Annotated in this window: 22 protein-coding genes; 5 read left to right on the top strand and 17 right to left on the bottom strand. The window is 72.3% G+C overall.

The genetic code is table 11. The features are described from left to right. Position 1: 1 nt before the first annotated feature. The 3 genes from ACPYN7_RS11770 to ACPYN7_RS11760 are packed head-to-tail and all read right to left on the bottom strand — an operon-like array spanning position 2 to position 4,051. Entirely contained in the window at positions 2-1,636 is a 1,635-nt protein-coding gene (locus ACPYN7_RS11770; protein ID WP_058872992.1) for an ABC transporter permease subunit, read from the bottom strand. Continuing rightward, positions 1,636-2,856 carry a sugar ABC transporter substrate-binding protein gene (locus ACPYN7_RS11765; protein ID WP_082696933.1) on the bottom strand — a complete coding sequence of 407 codons (1,221 nt, stop codon included), beginning with the start codon at positions 2,854-2,856 and terminating at the stop codon, positions 1,636-1,638. Before ACPYN7_RS11765 ends, ACPYN7_RS11770 begins: the two co-directional genes overlap by 1 nt. A gap of 58 nt (positions 2,857-2,914) precedes the next feature. Then, complete coding sequence (locus ACPYN7_RS11760) at positions 2,915-4,051, bottom strand: ABC transporter ATP-binding protein (RefSeq protein ID WP_424347778.1); 1,137 nt, start codon at positions 4,049-4,051, stop codon at positions 2,915-2,917. 239 nt (positions 4,052-4,290) lie between these two features. Here ACPYN7_RS11760 and ACPYN7_RS11755 point away from each other — a divergent pair, with 239 nt between their 5' ends. Both ACPYN7_RS11755 and ACPYN7_RS11750 read left to right on the top strand, forming a co-directional pair. Beyond that, on the top strand, positions 4,291-6,018 hold the full coding sequence (locus tag ACPYN7_RS11755; RefSeq protein WP_424347777.1) for a glycoside hydrolase family 13 protein: 1,728 nt from the start codon (positions 4,291-4,293) through the stop codon (positions 6,016-6,018). Beyond that, positions 5,979-7,040 (top strand): LacI family DNA-binding transcriptional regulator, encoded by a 1,062-nt coding sequence (locus ACPYN7_RS11750; protein ID WP_424347776.1) that lies wholly within the window; start codon positions 5,979-5,981, stop codon positions 7,038-7,040. Before ACPYN7_RS11755 ends, ACPYN7_RS11750 begins: the two co-directional genes overlap by 40 nt. 147 nt (positions 7,041-7,187) lie before the next feature. Here the strand turns inward: ACPYN7_RS11750 and ACPYN7_RS11745 are convergent, their stop codons facing one another. The 12 genes from ACPYN7_RS11745 to ACPYN7_RS11690 form a co-directional block, all read right to left on the bottom strand. Continuing rightward, positions 7,188-8,750: a molybdopterin-dependent oxidoreductase gene (locus ACPYN7_RS11745; RefSeq protein WP_424347775.1), complete on the bottom strand. Its 1,563-nt coding sequence runs from the start codon at positions 8,748-8,750 to the stop codon at positions 7,188-7,190. A gap of 13 nt (positions 8,751-8,763) precedes the next feature. Further along, positions 8,764-9,804 carry an ArsA family ATPase gene (locus tag ACPYN7_RS11740; RefSeq protein WP_058872987.1) on the bottom strand — a complete coding sequence of 347 codons (1,041 nt, stop codon included), beginning with the start codon at positions 9,802-9,804 and terminating at the stop codon, positions 8,764-8,766. Further along, entirely contained in the window at positions 9,795-10,070 is a 276-nt protein-coding gene (locus ACPYN7_RS11735) for a cory-CC-star protein (RefSeq protein WP_058872986.1), read from the bottom strand. Before ACPYN7_RS11735 ends, ACPYN7_RS11740 begins: the two co-directional genes overlap by 10 nt. Positions 10,071-10,074: 4 nt before the next feature. After that, on the bottom strand, positions 10,075-11,781 hold the full coding sequence (locus ACPYN7_RS11730; RefSeq protein WP_424347774.1) for a carbon starvation CstA family protein: 1,707 nt from the start codon (positions 11,779-11,781) through the stop codon (positions 10,075-10,077). Between the two features lie 139 nt (positions 11,782-11,920). Further along, positions 11,921-12,703, bottom strand: a complete 783-nt coding sequence (locus ACPYN7_RS11725) for a VOC family protein (RefSeq protein WP_058872984.1) — start codon at positions 12,701-12,703, stop codon at positions 11,921-11,923. A 70-nt stretch (positions 12,704-12,773) separates the two neighbouring features. Next, entirely contained in the window at positions 12,774-14,153 is a 1,380-nt protein-coding gene (locus ACPYN7_RS11720) for an N-acetylglucosamine-6-phosphate deacetylase (RefSeq protein WP_424347773.1), read from the bottom strand. Between the two features lie 48 nt (positions 14,154-14,201). Beyond that, the gene (locus tag ACPYN7_RS11715) at positions 14,202-15,077 is read right to left on the bottom strand and encodes an endonuclease/exonuclease/phosphatase family protein (protein WP_424347772.1); all 876 of its coding nucleotides are present in this window, start codon (positions 15,075-15,077) and stop codon (positions 14,202-14,204) included. Beyond that, entirely contained in the window at positions 15,074-16,054 is a 981-nt protein-coding gene (locus ACPYN7_RS11710; protein ID WP_058872982.1) for a family 43 glycosylhydrolase, read from the bottom strand. Before ACPYN7_RS11710 ends, ACPYN7_RS11715 begins: the two co-directional genes overlap by 4 nt. Further along, the gene (gene nagB, locus ACPYN7_RS11705; protein ID WP_058872981.1) at positions 16,051-16,839 is read right to left on the bottom strand and encodes a glucosamine-6-phosphate deaminase; all 789 of its coding nucleotides are present in this window, start codon (positions 16,837-16,839) and stop codon (positions 16,051-16,053) included. Before nagB ends, ACPYN7_RS11710 begins: the two co-directional genes overlap by 4 nt. 50 nt (positions 16,840-16,889) lie before the next feature. After that, positions 16,890-17,756 carry a carbohydrate ABC transporter permease gene (locus tag ACPYN7_RS11700; protein ID WP_058872980.1) on the bottom strand — a complete coding sequence of 289 codons (867 nt, stop codon included), beginning with the start codon at positions 17,754-17,756 and terminating at the stop codon, positions 16,890-16,892. Between the two features lies 1 nt (position 17,757). After that, positions 17,758-18,732, bottom strand: coding sequence for a carbohydrate ABC transporter permease (locus tag ACPYN7_RS11695; RefSeq protein WP_058872979.1), 975 nt, complete (start codon positions 18,730-18,732; stop codon positions 17,758-17,760). 54 nt (positions 18,733-18,786) lie between these two features. Further along, positions 18,787-20,115: an ABC transporter substrate-binding protein gene (locus tag ACPYN7_RS11690; protein ID WP_424347771.1), complete on the bottom strand. Its 1,329-nt coding sequence runs from the start codon at positions 20,113-20,115 to the stop codon at positions 18,787-18,789. A gap of 148 nt (positions 20,116-20,263) precedes the next feature. Here ACPYN7_RS11690 and ACPYN7_RS11685 point away from each other — a divergent pair, with 148 nt between their 5' ends. Then, complete coding sequence (locus tag ACPYN7_RS11685; protein WP_424347770.1) at positions 20,264-20,986, top strand: GntR family transcriptional regulator; 723 nt, start codon at positions 20,264-20,266, stop codon at positions 20,984-20,986. A gap of 187 nt (positions 20,987-21,173) precedes the next feature. Beyond that, positions 21,174-21,680 (top strand): glutathione peroxidase, encoded by a 507-nt coding sequence (locus tag ACPYN7_RS11680; protein WP_058872976.1) that lies wholly within the window; start codon positions 21,174-21,176, stop codon positions 21,678-21,680. Positions 21,681-21,708: 28 nt separating this feature from the next. Here ACPYN7_RS11680 and rocD read toward each other — a convergent pair whose 3' ends face one another. Next, positions 21,709-22,974: an ornithine--oxo-acid transaminase gene (gene rocD / locus ACPYN7_RS11675; protein WP_424347769.1), complete on the bottom strand. Its 1,266-nt coding sequence runs from the start codon at positions 22,972-22,974 to the stop codon at positions 21,709-21,711. A 181-nt stretch (positions 22,975-23,155) separates the two neighbouring features. On the opposite strand from rocD, the gene ACPYN7_RS11670 reads away from it, so the two are divergent. Continuing rightward, positions 23,156-24,022, top strand: coding sequence for an alpha/beta fold hydrolase (locus ACPYN7_RS11670; RefSeq protein WP_424347768.1), 867 nt, complete (start codon positions 23,156-23,158; stop codon positions 24,020-24,022). A 62-nt stretch (positions 24,023-24,084) separates the two neighbouring features. Here the strand turns inward: ACPYN7_RS11670 and ACPYN7_RS11665 are convergent, their stop codons facing one another. Then, positions 24,085-24,597, bottom strand: coding sequence for a hypothetical protein (locus ACPYN7_RS11665; RefSeq protein WP_058872974.1), 513 nt, complete (start codon positions 24,595-24,597; stop codon positions 24,085-24,087). Between the last annotated feature and the right edge of the window lie 291 nt (positions 24,598-24,888).

Below are 24,888 nucleotides of genomic sequence, written 5' to 3'. Positions count from 1 at the left end.
GTCAGCTGATCTCCTCGAGAGCCTTGCTGCGGCGGAACGTCAGTCCGGAGATGACGGCCACCATGATGAAGATGAGGATGGACAGGGCCGAGGCCAGGCCGTAGTCATTGGTGCCGCCGGCGAACGCGATCTTGTAGACGAACGAGATGAGGATGTCCGTGGCGCCCACCCCGGTGGTGGACTCCACGTCCTGGGGCCCGCCTCCGGTGAGAAGGTAGATCACGTTGAAGTTGTTGAAGTTCATGGCGAAGGACGCGATGAGCATCGGGCCGACCGCCACCATGAGCATGGGCAGGGTGATCGACCCGAACTGGCGGACCGGTCCGGCCCCGTCCATCTCGGAGGACTCGTAGATCTCGCTCGGGATCGACTGCAGGGCGCCGGTGGTCACGAGGAACATGTACGGGAAGCCCAGCCAGAGGTTGACCAGCAGCAGCGAGATCCTGGCCAGCCAGGGGTTGTCCAGCCAGGGAACTCCGGCGCCGCCCAGCAGGATCTCGTTGACGAAGCCGTAGTCGGTGTTGAGCAGACCTGCCCAGATCAGGATGGACAGGAACGCGGGGAAGGCGTACGGCAGGAAGATGATGGCCCGGTAGACGTTCCGGAACCTCAGCTTCTCGTCGTTGAACAGGATCGCCAGGAGCAGGCCCAGGAAGAAGGTCAGGGCCACCGAGAGGATGGCGAAAGCGAAGGTCCACAGGGTCACGGAGACGAACGGGCCGCCCAGGATCGCCGGGTCGAAGATCGCCGCGAAGTTGTCCAGTCCCACGAAGACCCGCCAGCCCGGCCGCAGGGCCTCGCCCTCGGGTCCGACGAAGGCGCCCTCCCCGTTGTTCGCGTACACGGTGCCGTCGTCGGCGACCATCGCGTCGGCCGCCTCGTCGTGGACGAGCGTGGACTCGTACACGTAGGCGGTCCGGCCGTCGTCGGTGCGCAGTGCGGCGTCGTCGGCCTCCTGTCCGCTCACGGGCACCCGGAGGTCGGTCAGCTCGTCGGCGGCCGCTACGACGCCGCCGTAGTCGAGCACCTCGTAGCCGGGCGCCTCGACGACGCGGCCGTCCGTGACCGTGGCGTCCTCGAGCGGGGCCAGCGGCTGATCGGCGGCGCCCACGAGCACCTGGTCGTCCTGCACGGTGGCCAGCGCAAGTCCGTCATCGCCCTCGAGGACCGTGACGGGGTACGCCTGGGAGCCCTCGACCCGCTGCTCGTAGGTGGTGGTGAGCTGGCTGATCGCCGCCGTCTTGGTGGCGTTGTGTCCGTCACCGTAGTTGGTGAACGCCGTGGCGGCGGTGTAGAGCACCACGAAGATCTGGAAGATCAGCAGGAAGATCAGCCCCGGGTAGAGGTACTTGGCGGGCAGGATCTTCCGGCCGGGCAGGAAGTAGACGAGGTCGGCCACGATCAGGGCCAACGCCAGGAAGGCCAGGATGCCCCAGCTGCCGGCGGCCCAGGCCGCGAGGATGCCGTAGAGGCCGAACGCGTTGATCAGCGCCATCAGGACCAGCTTGACCACGAAGCCCAGGCCGAATCCCCGGGAGTGCGAGTTGCGCAGGTCCAGGGGCGCGCCGAGCCCGGCACCGCCCCCCGCCTCGCCGGGGGCGGCGGTGGTGCCCCGTGCGGTGATGTGCGTGCTCATCAGATCTGTCCTTCGATGTTGTCGATCATGCGGTCCCACAGCTCCACGGGGTTTCCGCGGCCGTTGATGATGGCGTTCTCCGTGGTGCCCCAGAAGCTCCACACCGCGCCCATCTCGGGGATGGCCGGCATGGGCAGGCCGGTCTCGGCGATCTCGGCGTAGGCGGCGCGCAGCGGGTCGCCCTGCATGCGGTCGATCGCCACCTGGCTGGCCGGGGGCCGGCCCGTGCTCTCATACATGGCCGTCTGCGACTCCGGGCGGGTCAGGTAGTTGGCGGCGAAGTCCTGGGCCGCGACCGGGTTGGGGGCGTTGGCATTGACGAAGAACGCCTGGACGCCCACGAACGGGCGTGCTTCCTCGTCCCCGGCCGGCGGCACGGGCAGGACGCTCACGTCCATCCCGGCGGCCTCGACGTCGGTCAGCTCCCACGGCCCGCCCAGGTGGAAGGCGGACTCGCCGTTGAGGAAGGACTCCTTGGCGATGTCCGGGGTCATGGAGGTCTGCAGGTCCCCGGTCTGTCCGAGGTCCTGCAGGTAGCGGGCGAACTCGTGGCCGTCCTCGCCCCCCATGGTGAGGTTGCTGGTGTACTCCCCTTCCGCGGTGCGCTCGAAGACCTCGGCCCCGAAGGAGGTCTGCAGGGCGTAGAGGTGGTAGGGGTCGCCGGCCTCGGGCGACTGGCTCACCGTGAAGGGGTACTCGATCCCCCGCTCCTCCATGAGCCGGTGCCCGATCGCGCGCAGCTCGTCGAACGTGGCGGGGTCCTGGGCGGTGAGCTCGTTGTTGCGCAGCATCGCCACGTTCTCGATCGCGTACGGCACCCCGTAGCTCACCCCGTTGTAGACGACGGCCTCACGGGCGTTCTCGGTGAAATCCTCCGCCCGGTCTCCCATCTCCACGGGGGCCACCACCCCGTTGGCGGCGAGCTGGCCGAGGTTGTCGTGCGGGGAGACGATGATGTCCGGGGCCTGCCCCGTGGGGGACTGGGAGATGAAGTTGGAGATCGCCTGCGCGTTGATCTCCCGCTGGACGAACTCCACCTCCACCCCGGTGTCGGCGGTGAAGCTGTCAGCGACCTGCTCCAAGGCCGGGATCTCGTCCTCGCCCGCCTGGATCTTGATGCTGCCCGGTCCGCCGGCCAGGCCGGCCGTGGGTGCCGACGCGCAGCCGGCGAGCAGGATCGCGGCACCGACGGCTCCGGCCGCCCGGTGAGTCTGTTTCATGGTGGGATTCCTCATCATTGTCCGTAGTCAGTCGGCGGCGTGAGCGTGGGATCCGGAGTCAGTCGGGCAGGCGTCGGCCGGTGGCGGCGTCGAAGAGGTGCACGTGCTCCAGGTCCGGGGCGACCCAGATGGTGGTCCCGGCCCGCGGCGGAGTGCGGCCCTCGACCCGGACGATGAACTCGTGGGTGGCGGGGTCGTCGGCGGTCCCGGTGGTGGCGTCCACGGGCACGATCGTGTTGGCGGCGGTGACCGGGGCCAGGTGGCCGTAGACGAAGGCGTCCGCTCCCAGTTCCTCGACGACGTCGGCGACGATCGGCAGCCCGGTGCCCTCACTGGCCCGGTGCAGGTCCTCGGGGCGGATCCCCACTGACACCTGGGACCCGGTCACGGCCGACCGCTGGGCGCCTGTCAGCGGAATCCGCACCGTGCCCAACTGGGCCCCGGCCTCGGTGAGCGGCACCCGGAAGAGGTTCATCGCAGGCGACCCGATGAACCCGGCCACGAACTCCGTGGCCGGCCGGTCGTAAAGCCTGCGCGGGGTGTCGACCTGCATCAGCAGCCCGTCCTTGAGCACGGCCACCCGGTCGCCCATCGTCATCGCCTCGACCTGGTCGTGGGTGACGTAGACGGTGGTGACCCCCAGCCGGCGGGTCAGCGAGGCGATCTGGGTGCGGGTCTGCACCCGCAGCTTCGCGTCCAGGTTCGACAGCGGCTCGTCCATCAGGAACACCTGCGGGGACCGGACGATGGCCCTCCCCATCGCCACCCGCTGGCGCTGCCCGCCGGACAGGGCCTTGGGCTTGCGGTCCAGGTAGTCGGTCAGATCCAGGATCTTGGCCGCGTCCTCGACGCGCCGGCGGCGCTCCTCGGCGGAGATCTTGGCGATCTTCAGGGCGAAGCCCATGTTCTCGGCCACGGTCATGTGCGGGTACAGGGCGTAGTTCTGGAAGACCATGGCGATGTCGCGGTCCCGGGAGGGGACGTCGGTGACGTCGCGGTCGCCGATGAAGATGTTGCCGCCGGTGACCTCTTCCAGGCCGGCGAGCATCCGCAGGGTGGTGGACTTGCCGCACCCGGAGGGGCCCACCAGGACGAGGAACTCCCCCTCGGCGATCTCCAGGTTCAGGTCGGTGACCGAGGGGCGTTCGGCCCCGGGGTACTGACAGGTCACATTCGCGTAGCGCACAGAGGACATGGTGGGTGATTCCTTTCAAGGTCCCGCGGCCGCTCCCGCGCCGGCGGAACCCGGAGAGGGAGAACGTGGCCGGAGCTCGGACGGTCCGGCCGGGAGGGCTATACACCGGGAGGTGAGTTGGCTCACTACTGTAAGTGCTATCACAAACACTGTCCATACCCCAGGAGAACCTAGGCGCTTTGGTCATCGCATGGTGATAGCGCTTCCAGTACGCGGCGATCCGACCTACGATGGAGCGCATGTCCACGACCTCCCCCGCGCTGCAGTCCCTGCGCCTCACACCCGTCCACGACCGCGACCAGGAGCCGAAGTGGTGGCGCTCCTCGGTGATCTACCAGGTGTATCCCCGCTCGTTCCGGGACCTCGACGGGGACGGCGTCGGCGACCTCGCCGGCATCACTGCCGAGCTGGGACAGCTGGCGGAGCTGGACATCGACGCGATCTGGCTCTCCCCCTTCTACCCCTCCCCGCAGCGCGACGGCGGCTACGACGTGAGCGACTACTGCGACGTCGACCCCGCCTTCGGCACCCTCGCGGACTTCGACGCGCTGGTCTCGGCCGCGGACGCGCTGTCGATCCGGGTGATCATCGACCTGGTGCCCAACCACTGCTCGCAGGAGCATCTCCTGTTCCGGCAGGCCCTCGCGGCGGGTCCCGGCGCCCCGGAGCGCGACCTGTTCGTCTTCCGGGACGGCCGCGGCGCGTCCGGGCAGCTGCCCCCCAACAACTGGCAGTCCCACTTCGGGGGCCCGGCCTGGACCCGGGTGACCGAGCCCGACGGGCAGCCCGGCCAGTGGTACCTGCACCTGTTCGACTCGTCGCAGCCCGACTTCAACTGGGACAACGAGCTGGTCCGCCAGGAGTTCGAGCGCGTGCTGCGCTTCTGGCTCGACCGCGGCGTCGCCGGCTTCCGGGTGGACGTGGCGCACGCCCTGATCAAAGCCGAGGGCCTGCCCGACTGGGGAGGACGCGCCGACGGCGGGAGCATTCCGGGCTACCCCTTCACCGACGCACCGATGTTCGGCCAGCCGCAGATCCACGACATCTACCGCCGCTGGCGCGAGGTGCTCGCGGAGTACGACGGCGAACGGATCCTGTGTGCCGAGGCCAGCGTGGAGCCGCTCACGCGCCTGGCCGACTGGGTGCGCCCGGACCAGATGCACCAGACCTTCAACTTCTCCTACCTGGCCGCGCCGTGGGACGCCGCCCAGCTGCGCCGCATCATCACCTCCTCCCTCGAGGCGTTCGACGCGGTCGGGGCCCCGACCACCTGGGTGCTCTCCAACCACGACGTCGTGCGGCACACCACCCGTCTAGGGCTGCCCGAGAACGTGTCCCGCCCGGGCGACGGCCTCGGGCCTGAGGACGCGCAGCCGGACCACATCCTGGGCACACGTCGGGCGCGCGCGGCGTCGCTGCTCATGCTGGGCCTGCCGGGCGGGGTGTACCTGTACCAGGGGGAGGAGCTGGGGTTGCCGGATCACACGACCCTGCCCCACGGCTTCCGGCAGGATCCCACGTATCACCGCACCGGTGACGACCGGATCGGGCGCGACGGCTGCCGGGTACCACTGCCGTGGACCACCACCGGGGATTCCCTCGGATTCAGCGCCACCGGCAAGTCCTGGCTGCCGCAGCCCGCCGACTGGTCGGAGCTCTCACGCGAGGCGCAACGGGAGGACCCGGCCTCCACGCTGTCCCTCTACCGCGCCGCCCTGGCGTTGCGACGAGCCCACGGACTCGGTGCCGGCTCGCTGGCTTGGGCCGAGGATTTCACCGGGCAGGGATGTCTGGGGTTCGTCAACAACGACGTGCTGGTGCTGCTCAACATGGGCACCACCGCGGTGGAGCTGCCGGAGCTGCCGGTCCTGCTCCGCAGCGACTCCGGGACGGCTGTGCCCCGTATTCTGAGCCCGGAGGAGTGCATATGGCTGAACATGGACGACCCCGGGATCACGGGGCCTTGAACCCCCCGCGGCTCCAAGACGTCGCCGACCGGGCCGGGGTGTCTACGGCCACCGTCTCCCGCGCGCTCAGCGGCAGAGGGCATGTGTCCTCCCGGGCCCGGGCGAAAGTGCAACAGGCCGCGCACGAGCTGGGTTTCGTCGTCTCCTACCACGCCTCGAGCTTGGCCAGCGGTCGGAGCCGCAACATCGGGGTGGTGCTGCCCTACGTCGACCGGTGGTACTTCTCCACGGTCCTGGAAGGAGCGGCCGGAGCTCTCATGGACGCCGGATACGACCTGTCCCTCTACAACTTCGAGGGCGACCGCTACCGAGAGACCGTCCTGACCGACTTCCTGCTGCGCAAGCGGCTCGACGCGGCCGTGGCGGTGTCCCTGCACCTGGACCCGACCGAGGCGGCCCAACTGCTTGCTGCCGGCATCCCCCTCGTCGGGGTCGGAGGCCCGCTGGAGGGTGTGCCCACCATCAGCATCGACGACCTCGACGTTGGGCGCCGCGCGACCGAGCACCTCATCGGGCTGGGCCACCGGCGGATCGCACATCTCGGCGGGGCCGAGGAGGGCAGACGCTACTTCCCCATGTCCAGCGACCGCCGGGACGGCTGGGAACAGGCGATGGCGGGCGCCGGGCTGCCCGTTGACCCCGCGTGGTCGCTCATCGCGGACTACACCTTCACCGGCGCCTACCAGCAGGCCAAGAACCTCCTGGCGGACCCCTTCCACCGCCCGACGGCGGTCTTCGCCTCGTCCGACGAGATGGCGGCCGGCACGATCCTCGCGGCGCGGGACCTCGGTCTCACCGTGCCCGGCGATCTGTCCGTCATCGGCATCGACGCCCATCCCATCGGGGAGGCCTTCGGCCTGACGACTCTGGACCAGCACGCCCGGCAGCAGGGCACCCGTGCCGTCGAGCGGCTCCTCGAGCACCTGTCCGGAGGCTCCGACGAGCCGTCGAACGAGGTGCTCCCGGCCCACTTCGTCGTCCGGTCCTCCACCGGACCGGTCGCGGCCCCGCACGGCACCTGACCCACCCCTGACCCTGCCCCGCCCCGTCGGCGTCACCGCCCCGTGAACCCACCGGTTCCGCCCGAGAGCGGCACACCAGTGCCGTGGTCCCGGGCGGAACCGGTGGGTTCGGCGGAGGGGCCGGGGAGCGGCGCGTGCAGAGGCCGGTCAGGCCACCGTGAACGTGCGCTCGTGCCACCCGGAGGCACCGTCCGGGGCCGGCGGGGCCTGCTCGGCGGTCTGGACGGCCCCGTCCCGGTCGACGGCCCGCACCCGCGCCGTGTGCCGGCCGCCGGGGAGCTCGGTGCGCAGCACCCACTGCCGCCACGTGTCGTCGGAGGGCACCTCCCCGAGGTCGGCCTCCTGCCACGGTCCCCCGTCCACGCTGACCTGCACCGCGGCGATCCCCGTGTCCTGGGCCCACGCGGTGCCCGCGAGCACGACCTCCCCGGCGTCCACGCGGCCCCCGGCGCGCGGGACCTCGATCCGGGACGCCGTCTTGACGGGCCCGAGCGCCGACCACCCGCGCGGGGTCCAGTAGCCCTCGTCGCGGTCGAACCGCGTGACCTCCAGGTCCACCAGCCACTTGGTCGCGGAGACGTAGCCGTAGAGCCCGGACACCACCATGCGCACCGGATAGCCGTGCTCGAACGGCAGCGGCTCCCCGTTCATGGTCACCGCCAGCAGGGAGTCGCGGCCCGGGTCCAGCAGCGCGTCGAGGGGCGTGCCGGCGGTGAACCCGTCCTCGGAGGTCGAGAGCACCATGTCCGCGTCCGCCTGCACCCCGGCTTCGGCGAGCAGCTCCCGGATCGGCACCCCCGTCCACACGGCGTTGCCCACGAGGTCCCCGCCCACGGTGTTGGACACGCAGGCCAGCGTCACCACGTGCTCGGCGAGCGGGCGCGCCACGAGGTCCTCGAAGCTCAGCTCGAGCTCGCGGTCCACCATGCCGTGGATCCGCAGCCGCCAGTCCGCCACGTCGATGCGGGGCACGCTCAGGGCGGTGTCGATGCGGTAGAAGTCGTCGGCGGGGGTGAGCCAGGGCTGCACGCCCTCGATGCCGAGGTCGGCGCCCGCCGGGATCGGGTCGCGCACCGCGGGCGGGGGGATCCGGAGCATCTCGCGCGCCGCGGGCACCCGCGCGGCCGCGGCGGAGGCCCAGCGGCCCGCGACGCCGGCGGCGGCGCCCAGCACGGCGGCGGCCGCGGAGGCCCGGACGAAGCCGCGGCGGTCGAGCCCCGCCCCGGGCCGGGGGGAGGGACCGGCCCGGCGGGTGAGCACCGTCAGGAACAGCGCCCCGGCCGCCGTGCCGACGACGACGGGGACCGTGTCCGCCACGGCCGGCCCCGCCCGCGTCAGCACCGCCAGCAGCCCGAGGAGACCCAGCACGCCGAGCAGCACCGTGCCCATCGGCGGGTTGGCGCGCTGGGCCGCCCCGATCCCCGCGCCGACCGCCACGAGTCCCGCGGCCATGACGAGGAGCAGCACGAGCTTGTCCGCGGTGCCGAAGAGGGCGATCGCCGCGTCCTTGACCGGGGCGGGGACCCCGTCCACGATCACCCCGCCCACCGCCGTGAGCGGCGCGCCGACGGGCCCGGTCACCCAGGCCAGGAGCTCGGCCAGGCCCACGGCGAGGGCGGTCGCGGCGACACCGGCGAGGATCCACGGGCCGAGGTCGGCGGGGGTCCGTCGTCGTCGCCCGGCGTCCGGGCGGTGCGCGGTGGAGGTCATGCGCGTCAGCGTGTCACGTGGCCCTGAGATCAGCCTGGGCGAGCGCGTCCCCGAACCGCTCGAGCGCCTCCTGGCCCACCACGTCCCCCGGCAGCAGGGGGACCTGCAGCAGCGGGACGTCCGGGAGGGCGCCGCGCAGGGTGGCGACGTGCACCTCCTCCAGCGCGCGGCGCTCGGCGAGGAAGTCCCCGGCGTCCGCCGGGGAGCGCTTGTTGATCACGAGGGCCCCCACGTGCACGCCGGCGCGGACCAGCTGCCCGTGCAGCTCGACGGTCTCGAGGACGGGCAGCCGCTCGGCCGCGAGGACGATGACGAAGCTGCAGCGCCCGGCGTCCACCAGCACCTCGCGCAGGGCCTCGAAGCGCTCGCGGCGGCGCAGCAGGATCCGCCGGATCTCGAGGTCGCGCTCCTCGCGCGGGTCCCGGGGCCGCTCGGTGCCCACGATGCTCTCGGCCGCGGCGTCCCGGTCCTCGAGGCCCCGCAGCGCGGCGCCGAACTTCTCCGCCCTGCCGCGGCGGCGCAGCAGCCCCTCGGTCCAGGCGGACATGATCTCGGGCAGGGCCATGAGCCGGGCGGTGTGCCCGGACGGTGCGGTGTCGAAGACGATGAGGTCGTAGTCGTGCAGGCCCGTGTCCACGAGCTCGGCGATCCGCTCGAGCACCGCCGACTCGTGGGTTCCCGGGGAGTCGCGGGCGAGCTCCATGTGCTTGTCGACCTCGCCGGCGAGGTGCTCGGGCATGAGCCGGCGGATCGTGGCGCCCACGGCGACGAGGTGGGCGTCGGTCGTGGCGACCGGGTCCACCTCGATGCCGTCGAGGAGGCCGCCCCCCGGCCCGGGGCCGTCCAGGTCCCGGGCGAGCGGGGTGATCCGGTCCCCGACCGGGCGCTCCCACAGGTGCCCGAGGTTGTGCGCCGGGTCGGTCGAGACGACCAGCACCCGGCGGCCGGCGCGGGCCTGGGCGAGGGCGGTGGCCGAGGCGACGGCGGTCTTGCCGACGCCGCCCTTGCCGCCGACGAACAGGACCCGGCGGGCGGCGGCGAGCTCTAGCAGCATGAGATGTGCTCCAGGGGCGATCGCTCCATGCCCATCCGCCGGTGCCAGTCGTGGAACCGGTCGTAGACCACGGGCAGCAGCTCCACGGTGTAGTAGCTGGCGGGATTGGGCACGCCCAGGGCCTCGGAGAGGACCAGCATCATGAACAGGTCCTCCTCGTCGCGCTGGGCGCGGGCGAAGGTGCGCCGGTAGGGCGCCACGTAGAACTCGTGCAGGCCCGCCCCGAGGCGGGCCTGCACGGTGCGCAGCCGGTCGAGGAGCGTCACCGGCTCACAGGGAGCGCTTCTCCCCGGCCGTGCTGGGCAGCGGCTCCTCGTCGAGCTCCGGCGGGTTCTTCCGGGCCGCGGTCATCGCCGACACGGACTCGACGATCACCCACAGGGCGGCGATCAGGATGATGACGTCGAGGACGAGCAGGAACCAGTTCTCGGCGGCCCAGAACTGTCCCAGCTGGACGACCAGCGCGTAGACCGACATCAGGAGCAGGAACACGAGGGGCACCAGCACGGGCAGCACCGGGCGGCCCTTGCGCAGCAGGATCACCGCGATCATCGACAGCGTCAGGCCGGCCAGCAACTGGTTCGAGGTGCCGAACAGCGGCCAGATGAGCATGCCGCCGGAGCCGTCCGCGCCGGCGCTGAAGGTCAGCCCCATGGCCACCGCGAGCACGATGAGCGTGGCGAGCGCCTTGCCGATGTTGACGCCCATGATGTGTCCGGCCTCCTGCACCACGAAGCGCTGCAGGCGGATGCCGGTGTCCATGGTCGTGGCCGCGAAGAGCACTGCCATGGTCGCGAGGATGGTCGCGCTCAGCGACGGGGGGATGCCCAGCCCGGAGTTGACCACCGAGGCGCCGCCCTGGACGAACGCGCCCACGCCGCCCTGGCCGAACGCGCTGTACACGGCCTCCCAGTCGGCGAGGGTGCGGAAGCCGGCGGTCGTGGCGATGATCGCGCCGAGCGCGAGCAGGCCCTCGCCGACCGCGCCGAAGTAGCCGACGAAGCGGGCGTCGGTCTCCTTGTCCAGCTGCTTGGAGGACGTCCCCGAGGCCACGATCCCGTGGAACCCGGAGATCGCACCGCACGCGATGGTCACGAACAGCAGCGGCACGAGGCTCGGCGTGCCCTCGGGCACGGAGTCGTTGAACGCGGGGGCCACCACGGTCGGGGCGGAGATCAGGACCGCGCCGTAGAGGATGCCCAGGGCGATGAACAGCTGCAGGCCGTTGATGTAGTCGCGCGGTTGCAGCAGCATCCACACGGGGAGCACGGACGCGATGCCCGCGTAGACGAAGAGCACCACGATCCAGAACGCGTTGGCCGGCAGGCCCAGGACCGTCTCCGGCAGGACCACCGGGAAGCGGTCGCCCAGCAGGATGAGGGCGTAGAGGGCCACGACGCCGACGACGGAGACGACGGCGAGGTTCCACTTGTAGCGGTAGACCGCCTGGCCGATCAGCAGCGCGACGACGATGGCGCCCCACGTGGGGATGACCGAGGTGGGCGTGCCGACCAGCAGGTTGGAGATCACCACGGCGAACGCGGCGTTGACCATGAGCAGCACGAGGAAGATCACGACCAGGAAGAGGTTCCGGCCGCGGTGGCCGATGTACTTCCCGGACAGCGATCCGATGGACCGCCCCTGGTGCCGGTTGGACGCCCACAGGGCGCCGAGGTCGTGGACGCCGGCGAAGAAGACGGTGCCGAGAGTCACCCAGAGGAACGCCGGGAGCCAGCCCCAGATGACCGCGATGGCGGGTCCCACGATGGGGGCCGCGCCGGCCACGGAGGTGAAGTGGTGGCCCCACAGCACGTACTTGTTGGTGGGCACGTAGTCCACACCGTCCCCCATCTCGTGGGCGGGGGTGACGAAGGAGTCCTGGAGCTTGTAGATCCGGCGGGCCACGAACTTCGAGTACAGGACGTACCCGAGGATCATCATGGCGACGCCGACCACGGCGAGGACGATGGAGTTCATGCTGCTCCGATCTCTGCGGAAGTGGCGGTGGTGGTCGCTGGGTCACCATGCTACCGCCGGGTGACTGCCGTCACGACGGGCACCGGGCACGTGCCCCGGCCCCCGCGCAGAGCGCAGCGCGCAGCGGGGACGGAGCCGGTTACGTGCCCGCGGGCGTCATGATCGCGAAGGACTCCCGGTCCGGGCCGGCCACGACCGCGAGCCGCCCGTAGGCGAAGTCGAACGGGTTCTCCACGACCGATCCCCCGGCCTCGCGCACGCGCTGGACGGCGGCGTCGACGTCGTCCACCTGGAAGCAGACCGACCAGACCGCGGGGGCGTTCTCGGCCCCGGGGTCGGTCCCGCCGATCCCGCCGGCCGGGCGCTCCCCGTGCGGCACCGTGAACGTGGCGTAGGAGACGCCCTCCTCGCCGATGTCCTCGTAGTGGTAGCCGAAGACGTGGGCGTAGAAGTCGCGGGCGGTGTGGTGGTCGGGGGTCATGAGGTCGCACCAGGCGACGCTGCCGGGCACGTCGACCAGCGCGAACCCGATGTGCTCCCCGGCCTGCCACATCCCGAAGGCCGCCCCGGTGGGGTCCTGCCAGACGCCCATCCAGCCGAACCGGCCCACCTCCACCGGCTCCATCAGCTGCGTGCCGCCGGCCGCGTGCACCCGCTCGGCGCAGACGTCGAGGCGCTCCGTGGCGAGGTAGACCTGCCACACGTGCGGCACGCCCTCCAGGTCCGGGGCCGCTGGGGAGAGCCCGGCCACGGGGGCGCCGCCGACCAGGGCGTTGCGGTATCCGCCGTGCTCCGGCCGCGGCTCGCTGTACTCCCACCCGAGCACTGTCCGGTAGAACTCCTGCGTGCGGCCGGGATCGGACACGGTGAGATCCGCCCAGCAGGGCGTCCCGGCGGGCCACGGTTCGGTGCGCTGTGTCATGACGGGCTCCTTCCGACACGGCCAGCGTACGCCGCGCCTCCCCGCTCCACAGGACCGGCCCGGGGGATCGTCACCCACCTGTGCCCCCTGCTCCCTCCCTTCCGCTCCTCCCTTCCGCGAGATTGCGGCTGTCGGCCACCGCGCGGGGTTGCGTAGCCGTCAGCCGCAACCTCGGCGTCCCGGCGGGCGCTCCGAGGGATGCTCCAGGGGTCGCTCCGGGGGGGCGGGGAGGGGTTCCGGAGATCCACCGGCCCCGGCGCATCACGGCGGCCGGCCGCAGGTCCTCCCCCACGACCAGGAGGTCCGCCAGCGCGCCCGTCGTCAAGCTCCCGGCCTCACCCGCCAGGCCGAGGACCCGGGCGGGGACCACGGTGGCCGAGCGCAGCGCGTCCCCGAGGGGGACGCCCGCCGCGACCGTCCGGCGCAGGACCTCCAGCATCGTGGCCGTACCACCGGCGATCGATCCGTTGGAGACCAGCGAGGCCACTCCGTCCTCCACCCGGACCTCCGCCGCGCCGAGCGTGTAGGTGCCGTCCGTCAGCCCGGTCGCGGCCATCCCGTCGGTGACCAGCGCGATGCTGTCCGCCCCCGCCAGCTCGAACACCCACTGCACGATGCCGGGATCCAGGTGGGTGCCGTCCGCGATGAGCTCGACGACGGCCCGGCCCTGCGCCGCGGCGCGCAGGCAGGCCGGCACCGGCCCGGGCGAGCGGTGGTGGATCGCGGGCATGGCGTTGAACAGGTGCGTCACCGTGGGCAGCCGGGGAGCACCGTCCACGGCGGCGTCGCGGAGCATCTCCTGCACCCGGCGCAGCGCGGTGTCGACCGTCGTGGTGTCCGCGTCGGTGTGCCCCAGCGAGGGGACCACGCCGTGGGCGACGAGCAGCTCGGCCAGCTCCTGCGCGCCGGGCAGCTCCGGGGCGAAGGTCATGGTCCGGAGCGTCCCCGCCGCGGCGGCGATGAGCTCGGACGCCAGCCCGAGGTCCGGCTCCCGCATCTCCGCGGGATCCTGTGCCCCGCACCGTGCCGTGGACAGGAACGGGCCCTCGAGGTGGATCCCGGCGACCAGCCCGTCCTCGGTGAGCGCCGCCAGCAGCGGCTCGGCGGCCAGCATGTCCGCCCGCGAGGCGGTGACCAGGCTGGCCACGAGCGTCGTCGTGCCCTGTCGGTGGAAGGCGTCGAGGGTGGCCCGGACCGGTCCCTCCGCCGAGGAGGAGAAGTCCGCGCCGAAGCCGCCGTGGCAGTGCACGTCCACGAGCCCCGGCAGGATCATCTGGCCGGGGCCCAGGACGAGGTGCTCCCCCGGGTCGCCGCCGGGATGCCCGGACCGGGGCCCGGCGTGGAGGACGCGGTCGCCCTCGACGACCACCAGGCCGTCCCGGTGCTCGGCGTACCCGGTGTGCACGCGGCCGGAGAGCACCGTCCTGCGCGGGGAGTCCTCGGAGACCAAGGGTCTCACCTCCTGACTGGTCGTGCGGGGCGTCGGACCGGTCCGGGACTACCGGACCAGCCCGTTCGGGGACCGCGGGATCTCGAGGTCGGCGACGATCGGCAGGTGGTCCGACGCCGACGTGCGCACCACGTGCGCCTCCTGCGGCCGCACGCCCTCGGACACCAGCACGTAGTCGATGCGCAGGCTCGCGTCCAGGACCGGGGCGCCGTCCGGGGCGAAGGTGTGGGCGTCGTCCTGGCCCAGGGCCGCGAAGGTGTCCGTGAACACCGAGAGGAGACCCTGCAGCTCCGGAGCGCCGGGTTCGGCGTTGAGGTCCCCGACGACCACTGCCGGGCGCCGGCTCTCACCGGTGATCTCCACGATCTCCCGGGCCTGCAGCTCGCGCTGCTCGGCGCGCTGGTGGTCGAGGTGGGTGCTGTAGAACCCCACGTGGTGACCCTTCACGTTGATCACCGCCTCCAGCAGGCCGCGCTGCTCGGTGGGCCGCTCCGGGTACTCGATGCTGGTCAGCAGGTGGTTCTCGGAGTCGATGATCGGGTGTTCGCTGAGGATCGCGTTGCCGTACCGGCTGTTCTCCGTCGGGCCCTCGGCGGGCGCCACGTCCAGGTTCGCGCCGTACACGTAGTGCATCCCCAGGAGCCCGGCGAGACGGGCGGCCTGGTCCTCGAAGTCGCTGCGCGAGGACCAGGCGTCGTCGACCTCCTGCAGGCCGATCACCTCCGCCCCCGACGCCTCGATCACCGCGGCGGTGCGCTCGAGGTCCAGCACGTCGTTCCCGTCCGCGCCGTGGTGGATGTTGAAGGACATGACGCGGAGGTCGGTGGTGCGCTCCGGGGCGGCCGCGGCGGGGGCCGCGGCGAGCACGCCGGTGGTCACGAGCAGGGCGGCCGCGGAGGCGGCGACCATCAGGGTCTTTTTCACGAGGTGCTCCTGGGGGTGGGGATGGGTGGTAGGTCGTGGACGGGGAAGAGCCGGCCGTCCGTCAGCAGGTCCGTCAGCGGCACGGGGCTCGCGATCTCACCGATGAAGCGGCCGTCCACGCTGTTCTGGAAGCCGAACACGACCCACTGGCCGTCGCGCCTGCGGAACAGCTGGGCGGCGTAGACGCCGGGCACGAAGAAGCTGGCGCTCCGCTCGAGCTCCCACGGGCCGAGCCGGCCGGCCCCGGGGGCGATCCAGGTGCCGGTGCTCGCCGCCGAGAACGGGATGCCGGGGGCCAGCCGCGGGAGGCAGGAGAAGATCAGCACCCCGGCGCCGTCCACGACCTGCGCCTGGACGACCTCCATCTCCCCGAAGCCGGCCGGCGCGGTCAGCGGGGGCCGGACGGTCCAGTGCTCCAGGTCGTCGCTCACGGCGTGGCCGACCACGCCGCGGGCGGCCGGATCCCCGGCGGCGGCGCGCGCGGTGACGAGCATCTGCCACTGCCGGGAGTCGTCGTCGTAGAAGACGAAGGGGTCCCGCCACGCCTCGTCGGCCCAGGTGCCCTCCCCCAGCTTCTCGTACCAGCGGGGATCGGCCTCGAGCGGGCCCGCGCCCGTGCGCTCCCAGCTGATCAGGTCGTCCGAGACGGCCGAGCCGATGCGCTGCCGCAGACCGTCCTCGGCGCGGCTGATGCCGGTGTAGAAGAGGTGCCACCGGCCGTCGTGGCCCTGCACGGTGCTGCCCGTCCAGGTCGCCATGTCGTCCCAGGACGGTTCGTCGCCGGCCACGAGGGCGTCCGGCAGCAGGGTCCAGGTCTCCAGGTCGGACGAGACGGCGTGCCCGATCGAGGCCCGGCGGTGGCGCTTGTCGGGGTCCCGCAGGGCGCGGCTGGCCCGCAGGAAGAACAGGTGGTAGTCCTGTCCGTCGTCGGCCAGCCAGCTGTCCCAGACCCAGGAGTCCGCGAGGCGGAACGTCATCGCTGCTCCCGGGGCGGCCGGTGCCCGGCCTCGGCCACGAACCGGTAGTAGTCGGTCAGGGCGAGCCGCCCCGCCGCCGCCTCGTCCACCACGACGGTGACCGACCGGTGGAACTGCAGGACGGATCCCGGGCACATCGCGGAGACGGGCCCCTCCACGGCGGCCGCGACGGCGGTGGCCTTGCGCTCGCCCTGGGCGACCAGGAGCACGCGGCGGGCGTCGAGGATCGTGCCCAGTCCCTGGGTGACGCAGTGGGTGGGGACGTCGTCGGGCGTCTCGAAGAACCGCGCGTTGTCGGCGCGCGTCCTCGCGGCCAGCGCCTTGACCCGCGTGCGGGAGGACAGCGAGGACCCGGGCTCGTTGAAGCCGATGTGGCCGTTGGCACCGATCCCGAGGATCTGGAGGTCGATGCCGCCGGCTCCGGCGACGTCCTCCTCGTAGTCGTGGCAGGCCGCCTCGAGATCCTCCCGGGAGCCGTCCGGCACGCGCACCCGCGAGGGCGGCAGGCCGAGGGGCCGGGCCAGCTCGCGCTCCAGGACGGCGGCGTAGCCGGCCGGGTGGCCGGCGGGCAGCCCGACGTACTCGTCGAGGGCGAAGCAGCTGAGCCGCGTGAGGTCCAGCAGGCCGTGGGCCTGCCGGCGGGCGAGCTCCCGGTACGTGCCCAGGGGCGAGGAGCCCGTGGCCACGCCCAGCACGGTGTCCTGCCGGCGCGAGACCTGGTCGCCGACGACGTCGGCCGCGCGCGCGGCGACGTCGTCGGCCGTGGGCAGGACGAGCACTTCCATGGGGTCCTTCCGGACGGTCGGTGGAACGGGACAGCGCCGGGCGGGCGGGGTCAGCCCTTGACGGCCGAGCTCGCCACGCCCTCGATGAACCAGCGCTGGAAGACGAGGAACACGACGACCACGGGCACGACCAGCAGCACCCCGAAGGCCATGACCTCTCCCCACGCCGGGGGGAGCTGGCCCGCGAAGACGCTGATCTGGAGGGGCAGGGGGCGCAGGTTCGGCTCGGAGATCATCAGGACCGGCCACAGGAACGCGCCCCACTGCGTCAGGAAGGTCAGCACCGCCACCGACGCGTAGACGGGTTTGCTCATGGGCGCGATGATCTGCCAGAACACCCGCAGCGGTCCGGCGCCGTCCATCCGGGCGGCCTCGTCGATGCTGCGGGGGATGCCGGAGAAGAACGAGTAGAAGAGGAAGATCGACAGGGCGTTGCCGATGAAGGGCGCGATTTGGATCCACAGCGTGTTCCGGGCGTCGTTGTAGAGGTAGAACATGGGTACGGCCACAGCCTCGAACGGGACGATGAGCAGCAGCAGGATCCCCAGGAGCACCAGCTCCTTGCCGCGCCAGCGCAGCCGGGACAGGGCGAAGGCCGCCATCGAGTTCACGATCAGCCCCAGCCCCACCACGGAGACGGTGACGGTGACGGACACGAAGAAGAACCGCCACAGGTGGCCGGTGCTGTCCGAGGACAGGCTCGAGGCCACCCCGGTGTAGTTGTGCAGGCCCCACCCGCGCGGATCGAAGACCTCGAAGCCGGCGAGCGTGCGGGAGGCGGGGGCCAGGGAGGCGGCCGCCATGTAGGCGACCGGGGCGAAGAACAGGATGCTCGTGACGACGAGCACCGCGTAGCGGGGCGCGTCCGTCCTGCGCCGGCGGCGGTCGGTGGGGGCGGCGGAACCGTTCTGCGTCATGTCAGTCCTCCCGTTCGCGGGTGGCGCGGCGCTGGATGAGGGACAGGACCACCACGATCACGAAGAACACCACGGAGATGGCGCTCGCGCGCCCGATGTTGTTCTCGTCGAAGGCGGACGTCACGGCCTCGAACATCACGGTGCGGGTGGCGTCCTCGTTGAGCCCTCCGCCGGAGCGCGCCAGGACGTAGATCTGGTCGAACACGCGCAGCGACAGGATCATCGTGTACAGGGCCACGAAGACGAGGGTGGTGTTGATCCCCGGCAGGGTGACGTGCACGAAGCGCTGCCACGCGTTGGCCCGGTCCAGGCGGGCCGCCTCGTAGAGGTCGCCGGGCACCTGCTGCAGGGCCGCCAGCAGGATGACCATCTGGAAGCCGACGCCCTGCCAGATCGACAGGACGATGACCGAGGCCAGCGCCGTGAGCTCGGAGCCCAGCCAGTCCTGGGCCCCGAAGCTCCCGCCCGAGAAGAAGCCGAGCAGGGAGTTGAGCAGTCCGTCGTCCCCGCGGGCGAGGATCAGCCGCCAGATGAGGGCCACCAGGGCGATGGGGAAGACGACGGGGAGGAAGTAGACGGACCGGAAGATCCCGATCCCCGGGATGCTCTTCTGCACCAGCATGGCCAGCGCGAGCGCGAGGGCGGTCTGCACCGGGACCACCACGGCCGCGAAGACCAGGTTGTGGAGCAGCGCGCTGAGGAAGCGGCTCGACACGTCCGGGTCGGTGAAGATCCGGGCGTACTGGGTGATCCCCATGAAGGTGGGGTCGCGCGGGTCGCCGAGCCGGACGTTGTAGAAGGAGAAGCCGACGGCCGCGAAGAACGGGACCGCGACGAACAGCACGAGCAGCAGCACGGCGGGGGCCGCCATGAGGGGCCCGGCGAGGCTGTCCCGCCGGAGCCCTCTCCGGGGCGGCGCCTCGGGCACGTCCTCCGGGGCGGACGCGGGGGCCGCGAGGCCCGGGGTGGTGGTCATGGTGCACTCCTCGCCGGTGCGCGGCGGGACCGCTGGGCGGTCCCGCCGCGCCCGTCACTCGTCCTGGTAGCCGTTGTTGTCCTCGAAGTCGGCGTCGATGGCCCGCGCCGCGGTGTCGAGCTCGGCCTGCGGGTCCGCCCCGCCCCAGATCGCCGCGAGGGCGCTGCCGTAGGAGCTCGTGACCGTGGGGTAGCCCGGGGTGATGGGCCGTGCCACCGCGATGCACTCCTGCGTGACGTCCTCCGAGCCGCAGGCGGAGGCCAGGTTGGTCGCGAACAGCTCCAGCGGGCCTCCCTCGCCGTAGAGCTCACTGCCCTCGAGCGCGCTCGTGGTGCCGGGCACCGCCGCGTTGGCCTCGACCATCCGGGCGATGCTCTCGTCGGAGTGCAGGAAGTCGAGGAAGGCGCCGGCCGCGGCCTCGTCCCCTCCGGCCGCCGGCGTCACGCCCCACTGCCAGGAGCCGTGCCCCGCCTTGGTGCCGTTGCCGAGATCGGGCAGGGGCATGAGCACCAGGTCCTCGCCGAGGGCCTCGCTGAACGTGGGGTACATCCAGTTGCCGGTCCAGGTCAGGGCGATGTCCCCGTCGGGAAAGGCGGTGCCGCTGGTGTTCGGGTCCGTGTGCTCCTTCCACGAGGCCCACTCCTCGAGCGCCTCGACGTTCTCGGCGCTGTTGAGCACCCCCTCCGCCGAGCCGTCCCGGAGGAGCGTGCCGCCGTTGGACCACAGGACCGGGGTGGTGGTGAAGGTGCCCCACTCGGCGGCGAAGCCGTTGGCCTCTCCCAGGTCGATCGCGTTGCCCGACGGGCTGACCTCCGCCAGCTTCTGCAGGTTCTGCTCGAACTCATCCGCCGTCCACGCCTCCTCGGCGGTGGCCGGGGCCTCCACCCCGGCGGCGTCGAGGAGCTGCTGGTTGCCCCACAGGCCGAGGCCGACGTCGAACATGCCGACGGCGTAGGTCTGGTCCCGGTACGTGCCGCTCTCCCGCACGCCCTCGATCCGATTGTCGAGGGTCTCCTGCGACACCACGTCGTCGAGGGGCACGAGCTTGCGGTCGTAGACGAAGGACGCCATCGTCGGGGCGTCCATCTCCATCACGTCGGGCAGGTCCTCCGCGGCGGTCGCCTGGACGGTGCTGGTGTAGTCGGCCTCCGGGATGAGGGTCAGCTCGACGCTGACGTCCTCCTGCGAGTCGTTGTACTCGGCGACGAGGGCCTCCAGCGCCTCGGCCTCGGCCGCCTGGCCGCTGTGCGCCCAGACCTCCACGACGCCGTCGCCCTCCGCGCTCGCGCTCTCCCCGCCACCGCAGGCGGACAGCAGCACGGCCGCCGACAGGCCGGTCCCCAGCACCACGGCCCGGGACCGGCGCCTCGTTCGTGCACTCATGAGCAGTTCCCCTTCTCTCCGCCGCAGTGTTCGCGATCGTCACAGCTTTCGTTCCCCCAGCTTGGACTAGACCAATTTGTGTGTCAATGGTCACAGTCGGACGGACGGGCCCCGGCGGCCCGGACGGGGCGGCCGATATGCTGGACGGATGAGCGCGGAGCCGCGGAACGTCCCGAAGTACTACCTGCTCAAGGAACAGCTCCGGGCGCTCGTGCGGGACGCCGCCCCCGGCACGCTCATCCCCACGGAGCGCGCGCTCGCCGAGCAGTACTCCACCTCCCGCACCACGGTCCGCCAGGCCATCGGCGAGCTCGTGGCCGAAGGGGTGCTCGGACGCGCCCAGGGCCGGGGCACCTTCGTGGCCCCGCCGCGGTTCACCTACGTCCGCCAGCTCACCTCGTTCAGCGACGACGCCGCCGCCCAGGGCCTCACGAGCTCCTCCACCGTCCTCGACGTGAGCCGCACGGCCGCCGACGACGACACCGCGGCCCGGCTGCGCGTGCCCGCCGGGGCCGAGCTCGCGCGGGTGGAGCGGATCCGGCTCATCAACGGCGAGCCGCTGGCCCACGAGGTCGCCCTGCTCGCCGGACCGCTGCCCGACCTCGCGGAGCACCTGGACCGGACCGGGTCCCTGTACACAGCGCTGCGGGAGGACTACGGCATCGACATCGTCGCGGCGGAGGACACCGTGGAGACCCGGCTCGCCGGCCCGGAGGACGTCCGGCTCCTGGGCATCGAGATGGGGGCGCCCCTGCTGCTGATCCACCGGCTCGGGTTCACGTCGGACGACTCGCCCGTGGAGTGGACCCGGTCGGTGTTCCGCGGGGACCGGTTCCGCTTCCTGGCCCGCATGAAGGGCCCGCAGCCCTGACCCGCGGGCCCAGCCCTGACCCGCGGGCCCCCAGCCCTGGTCCGCGAGGTTGCGGCCGTCGGCCACCGCGCGCGGCTGCGTAGCCGTCAGCCGCAATCTCGGCGTCCTGGGCGGGGGGTCCGGGCCGGGGGGCCGGGCGGCAGAATGGGGGCAGACCACCTTTCCTCGACCGAACCGGAGGCCCCCGATGACCACGCTGCACGACTTCACCGCCAGGACCCTCGACGGGCGCGAGCAGCCGCTGTCCGAGTACGCCGGGAAGGTGGTGCTCGTGGTCAACACCGCGAGCGAGTGCGGGTTCACGCCGCAGTACGAGGGGCTCGAGCAGCTGTGGCGGGACTTCCGGCAGGACGGTCTCGTGGTCCTGGGCTTCCCCTGCGACCAGTTCGGGGGCCAGGAGCCGGGCACGGAGGAGGAGATCGCCGAGTTCTGCAGCCGCAACTACGGGGTCACGTTCCCGATGTTCGAGAAGGTCGACGTCAACGGCCCCGGCGCCCACCCGCTCTGGTCGTGGCTGCGCGAGGAGAAGGGCGGGATCATGGGCGACGCCGTCAAGTGGAACTTCACCAAGTTCCTCGTGGGCCGGGACGGGCGGGTGATCCGCCGCTTCGCCCCGAAGACCGCCCCGGCGCAGCTCGCCGGCAGCATCGAGTCCGCGCTGGCCCACGGGGAAGCGCCCGCCGGGGCGAGCTGAGCCGGGCCGGGGGCGTGCCGGGGACGGCTCAGCCGCGCGCCATCTCCCGCAGCACGTCCGCGAGGGCGGACAGTCCGCGCTCCAGCTCCCGGTCGGTGATCACCAGCGGCGGGCTCAGCCGGATGGTGGACCCGTGGGTGTCCTTGGCGAGGACCCCGTGGGCCGCCAGCCGCTCGCAGCACTCCCGGCCGGTGCCGAGCCGCGGATCGATGTCGATCCCGGCCCACAGCCCGCGTCCGCGCACCTCGGACAGGCCCAGCGGCGTCAGTTCCGCCAGGCCGGCGTGCAGCTTCTCCCCCATGGCCCGGGCCCGCTCCTGGGGCTCCCCGGTGGCGAGGAGGGCGACGACGGCGCGGCCGACGGCGCCGGCCAGCGGGTTCCCGCCGAAGGTGCTGCCGTGCTGGCCGGGCCGCAGCACCGAGAGGACGTCCGCGCGACCCACCACCGCGGACACCGGCAGGACGCCTCCGCCCAGGGCCTTGCCCAGCAGGTAGAGGTCCGCCTCGACGTCCTCGTGCTCGCACGCCAGCGTCCGGCCGGTGCGGCCCAGGCCGGACTGGATCTCGTCCGCGACGAGCAGGACGCCGCGCTCGGCCGTGCACCGCCGCACGCCCTGGAGGTACCCCGGAGGCGGCACGATCACGCCGGCCTCGCCCTGGATGGGCTCCAGCAGCACCGCCACCGTGTCCTCGGTGACGGCCGCCTCGAGGGCGGCGAGGTCCCCGAACGGGACGGTCACGAAGCCCGGCGTGTAGGGGCCGTAGTTGCGGTGCGCGTCGTCGTCGTCGGAGAAGCTGATGACCGTGGTGGTGCGGCCGTGGAAGTTCCCCGCCGCCACGACGATCTGCGCCCGGTCCGGGGCCACACCCTTGCGCTCGTAGCCCCACTTCCGGGCCACCTTGATCGCCGACTCCACGGCCTCGGCGCCGGTGTTCATCGGCAGCATCATGTCCTGGCCGAGCAGCTCGCACAGCTCCCGGGCGAAGGGGCCGAGCTGGTCGTTGTGGACCGCTCGGCTGGTCAGCGTCACGCGCTCCAGCTGGGTCCGGGCCGCCTCGAGGACCGCCGGGTGGCCGTGGCCGAAGTTCAGCGCCGAGTAGCCGGCGAGGAAGTCGAGGTACTCCCGTCCCTCCACGTCCGTCACGGTGGTGCCCTGGGCGCGGGCCACCACCACGTCCAGCGGGGAGTAGGTGCGCGCGGTGTACCGCTCGGTGGTCTCCACCAGCTCCCGCGAGCTCACGTCGTGGCCGGCTGCGGCCGCGGGGCCGGCGAACTGTGTCGGGGCGTGGTTCATGGGGTTTCTCCCGGTTCCTCGCTGGTGTTGTCTGGGACGTGTGCGTCCCACCACATCACGTACAACACCGCGGGGCCCGCATTCCAGTCCCGGCCCCGCGCGGCCCGTCCCGTTCCCGCCCCCTGCACCGGCCCGAGCCCGAGCCCGAGCATGATCCCGACCCCGAACCCCAGGAGGAACCGTGTTCCCCGGCTTCACCACCCATGACGTCCCCGTGGCCGACGGCACTGTCCATGCCCGCACGGGCGGCGACGGCCCGCCCGTGCTGCTGCTGCACGGCTTCCCGCAGACCCACGCCATGTGGCACCTCCTCGCCCCCGTGCTGGCGGAGGAGTTCACGGTGGTCGCGGCCGACCTGCGCGGCTACGGCCGCTCCCGCACGAGCAGCGAGGACTACACCTTCCGGGCGATGGCCGCCGACCAGGTGCAGCTCATGCGGGCGCTGGGCCACGACCGGTTCGCCGTCGTCGGGCACGACCGCGGCGCCCGGACCGCCCACCGGATGGCGTTCGACGCCCCAGGTGCGGTGGCCTCCGTGGCGCTGCTCGACATCCTGCCCACCCTGGAGGTGTGGCGGTCGATGGACGCGTGGCTGGCCCGGCAGTACTACCACTGGTCCTTCCTCGCCCAGGGCGAGGGGCTGCCGCAGACCCTGATCGGCCACGACCCCGCGTACTTCGTGCGCCGGACGCTCCAGGGGCTCAGCGGCACCTCGGTGCCCTTCGACGCGGCCGCGGTCGCCGCCTACGAGGAGGCGGCCCGGGATCCCGCCGTCGTCGACGCCTGGTGCCGTGACTACCGCGCGGCCGCCGGCCCCGACGTGGCGATCGACGAGTCGGACGAGCACGAGCAGCGGGACCTCCCCGCCCTCGTCCTGTGGGGCGCCCGGGGCCGGGTCGGCGCCCGGGAGGACCCGCTCGCGCTGTGGCGGCGGCACTTCCCGCGGGCCGAGGGCCAGGCCGTGGACGCGGGCCACTTCCTCGCCGAGGAGCGGCCGGAGGAGGTCGGCGCGGCGGTCCTGGCGCACCTGCGGGCGGCACGGCCGTGACCGCGGCCCCGGCACGGTGATCGGGAGGCGCGGTCGCGCCTCCCGATCACCGCGCGGAGGACCTACTTCCGCATCCACTGGTCGGACGTGTAGTCCTGCCGCCCGTCGGCCGGGGTGAAGTCGGTGTGCACCCACACCCTCAGGTACTCGCGCCCGGAGAACGTGTAGGGCTTGAGCCACACGTGCTTGGTCGCCCAGCTGTGGTGGTAGGTGGCCTTGCGCCAGCCGTCCTTCTGCACGTAGATCGTCCGCGTTCCCCAGTCGCAGTCGGTCGGGTGGCACTTGCCGTACACCCGGACGGAGCCCCCGGGGGTGACGCAGCTGCCGCCGACCGGACACAGCACCTGGTCCGCGCACCCCCAGTTCACGTTCACCCGGGTGACGGACCGAGTGTTCGGATCGGTGTTGCGCCAGGTGCCCGAGATGGTGTCGGGGCCGACGCACAGGGCCTGAGCCGGTGCCGCGGTCACCGTGGTGCCGACGAAGACGATGGCCAGGGCGGCCAGGATCGTGGCGATCAGGGAGACGGCGGCGGCGGATCGGGCATTTCGCCATCGCATCGCGCTGTGGGACATGACAGTTCCCTCCTCCAGAGGATGTGGCCTCTGCCGGTTCGACCCGGGGCGGTCCGACCGCCCCGTCGAGCTCTCGGCATGCCCACAGCGTGGCAGACCGTCCCGCGCTGCGAATCCACCCCCGGATGTACTTCCGGCCTCCATCCCCGGGAGTACTGCCGTCCGGGCACCGGCGGACCGCTGCGGTGCCCACCGCGAGGGAGCGCGGTCAATTCCTTCAGCTCACTTACCTTTCGCCGCGGCACCCCGTAGCGTGGGACGGGCACGTCATCCCCGACCGATGAGGAGCGC

Origin of the sequence: Kocuria sp. CH-021 (genome assembly GCF_049716185.1) — a bacterium.
In the GTDB taxonomy this organism is placed as follows: domain Bacteria; phylum Actinomycetota; class Actinomycetes; order Actinomycetales; family Micrococcaceae; genus Kocuria; species Kocuria cellulosilytica.
Note: the sequence above shows the minus strand (reverse complement) of the source record. Positions and strands in the feature narration are given on the sequence as shown.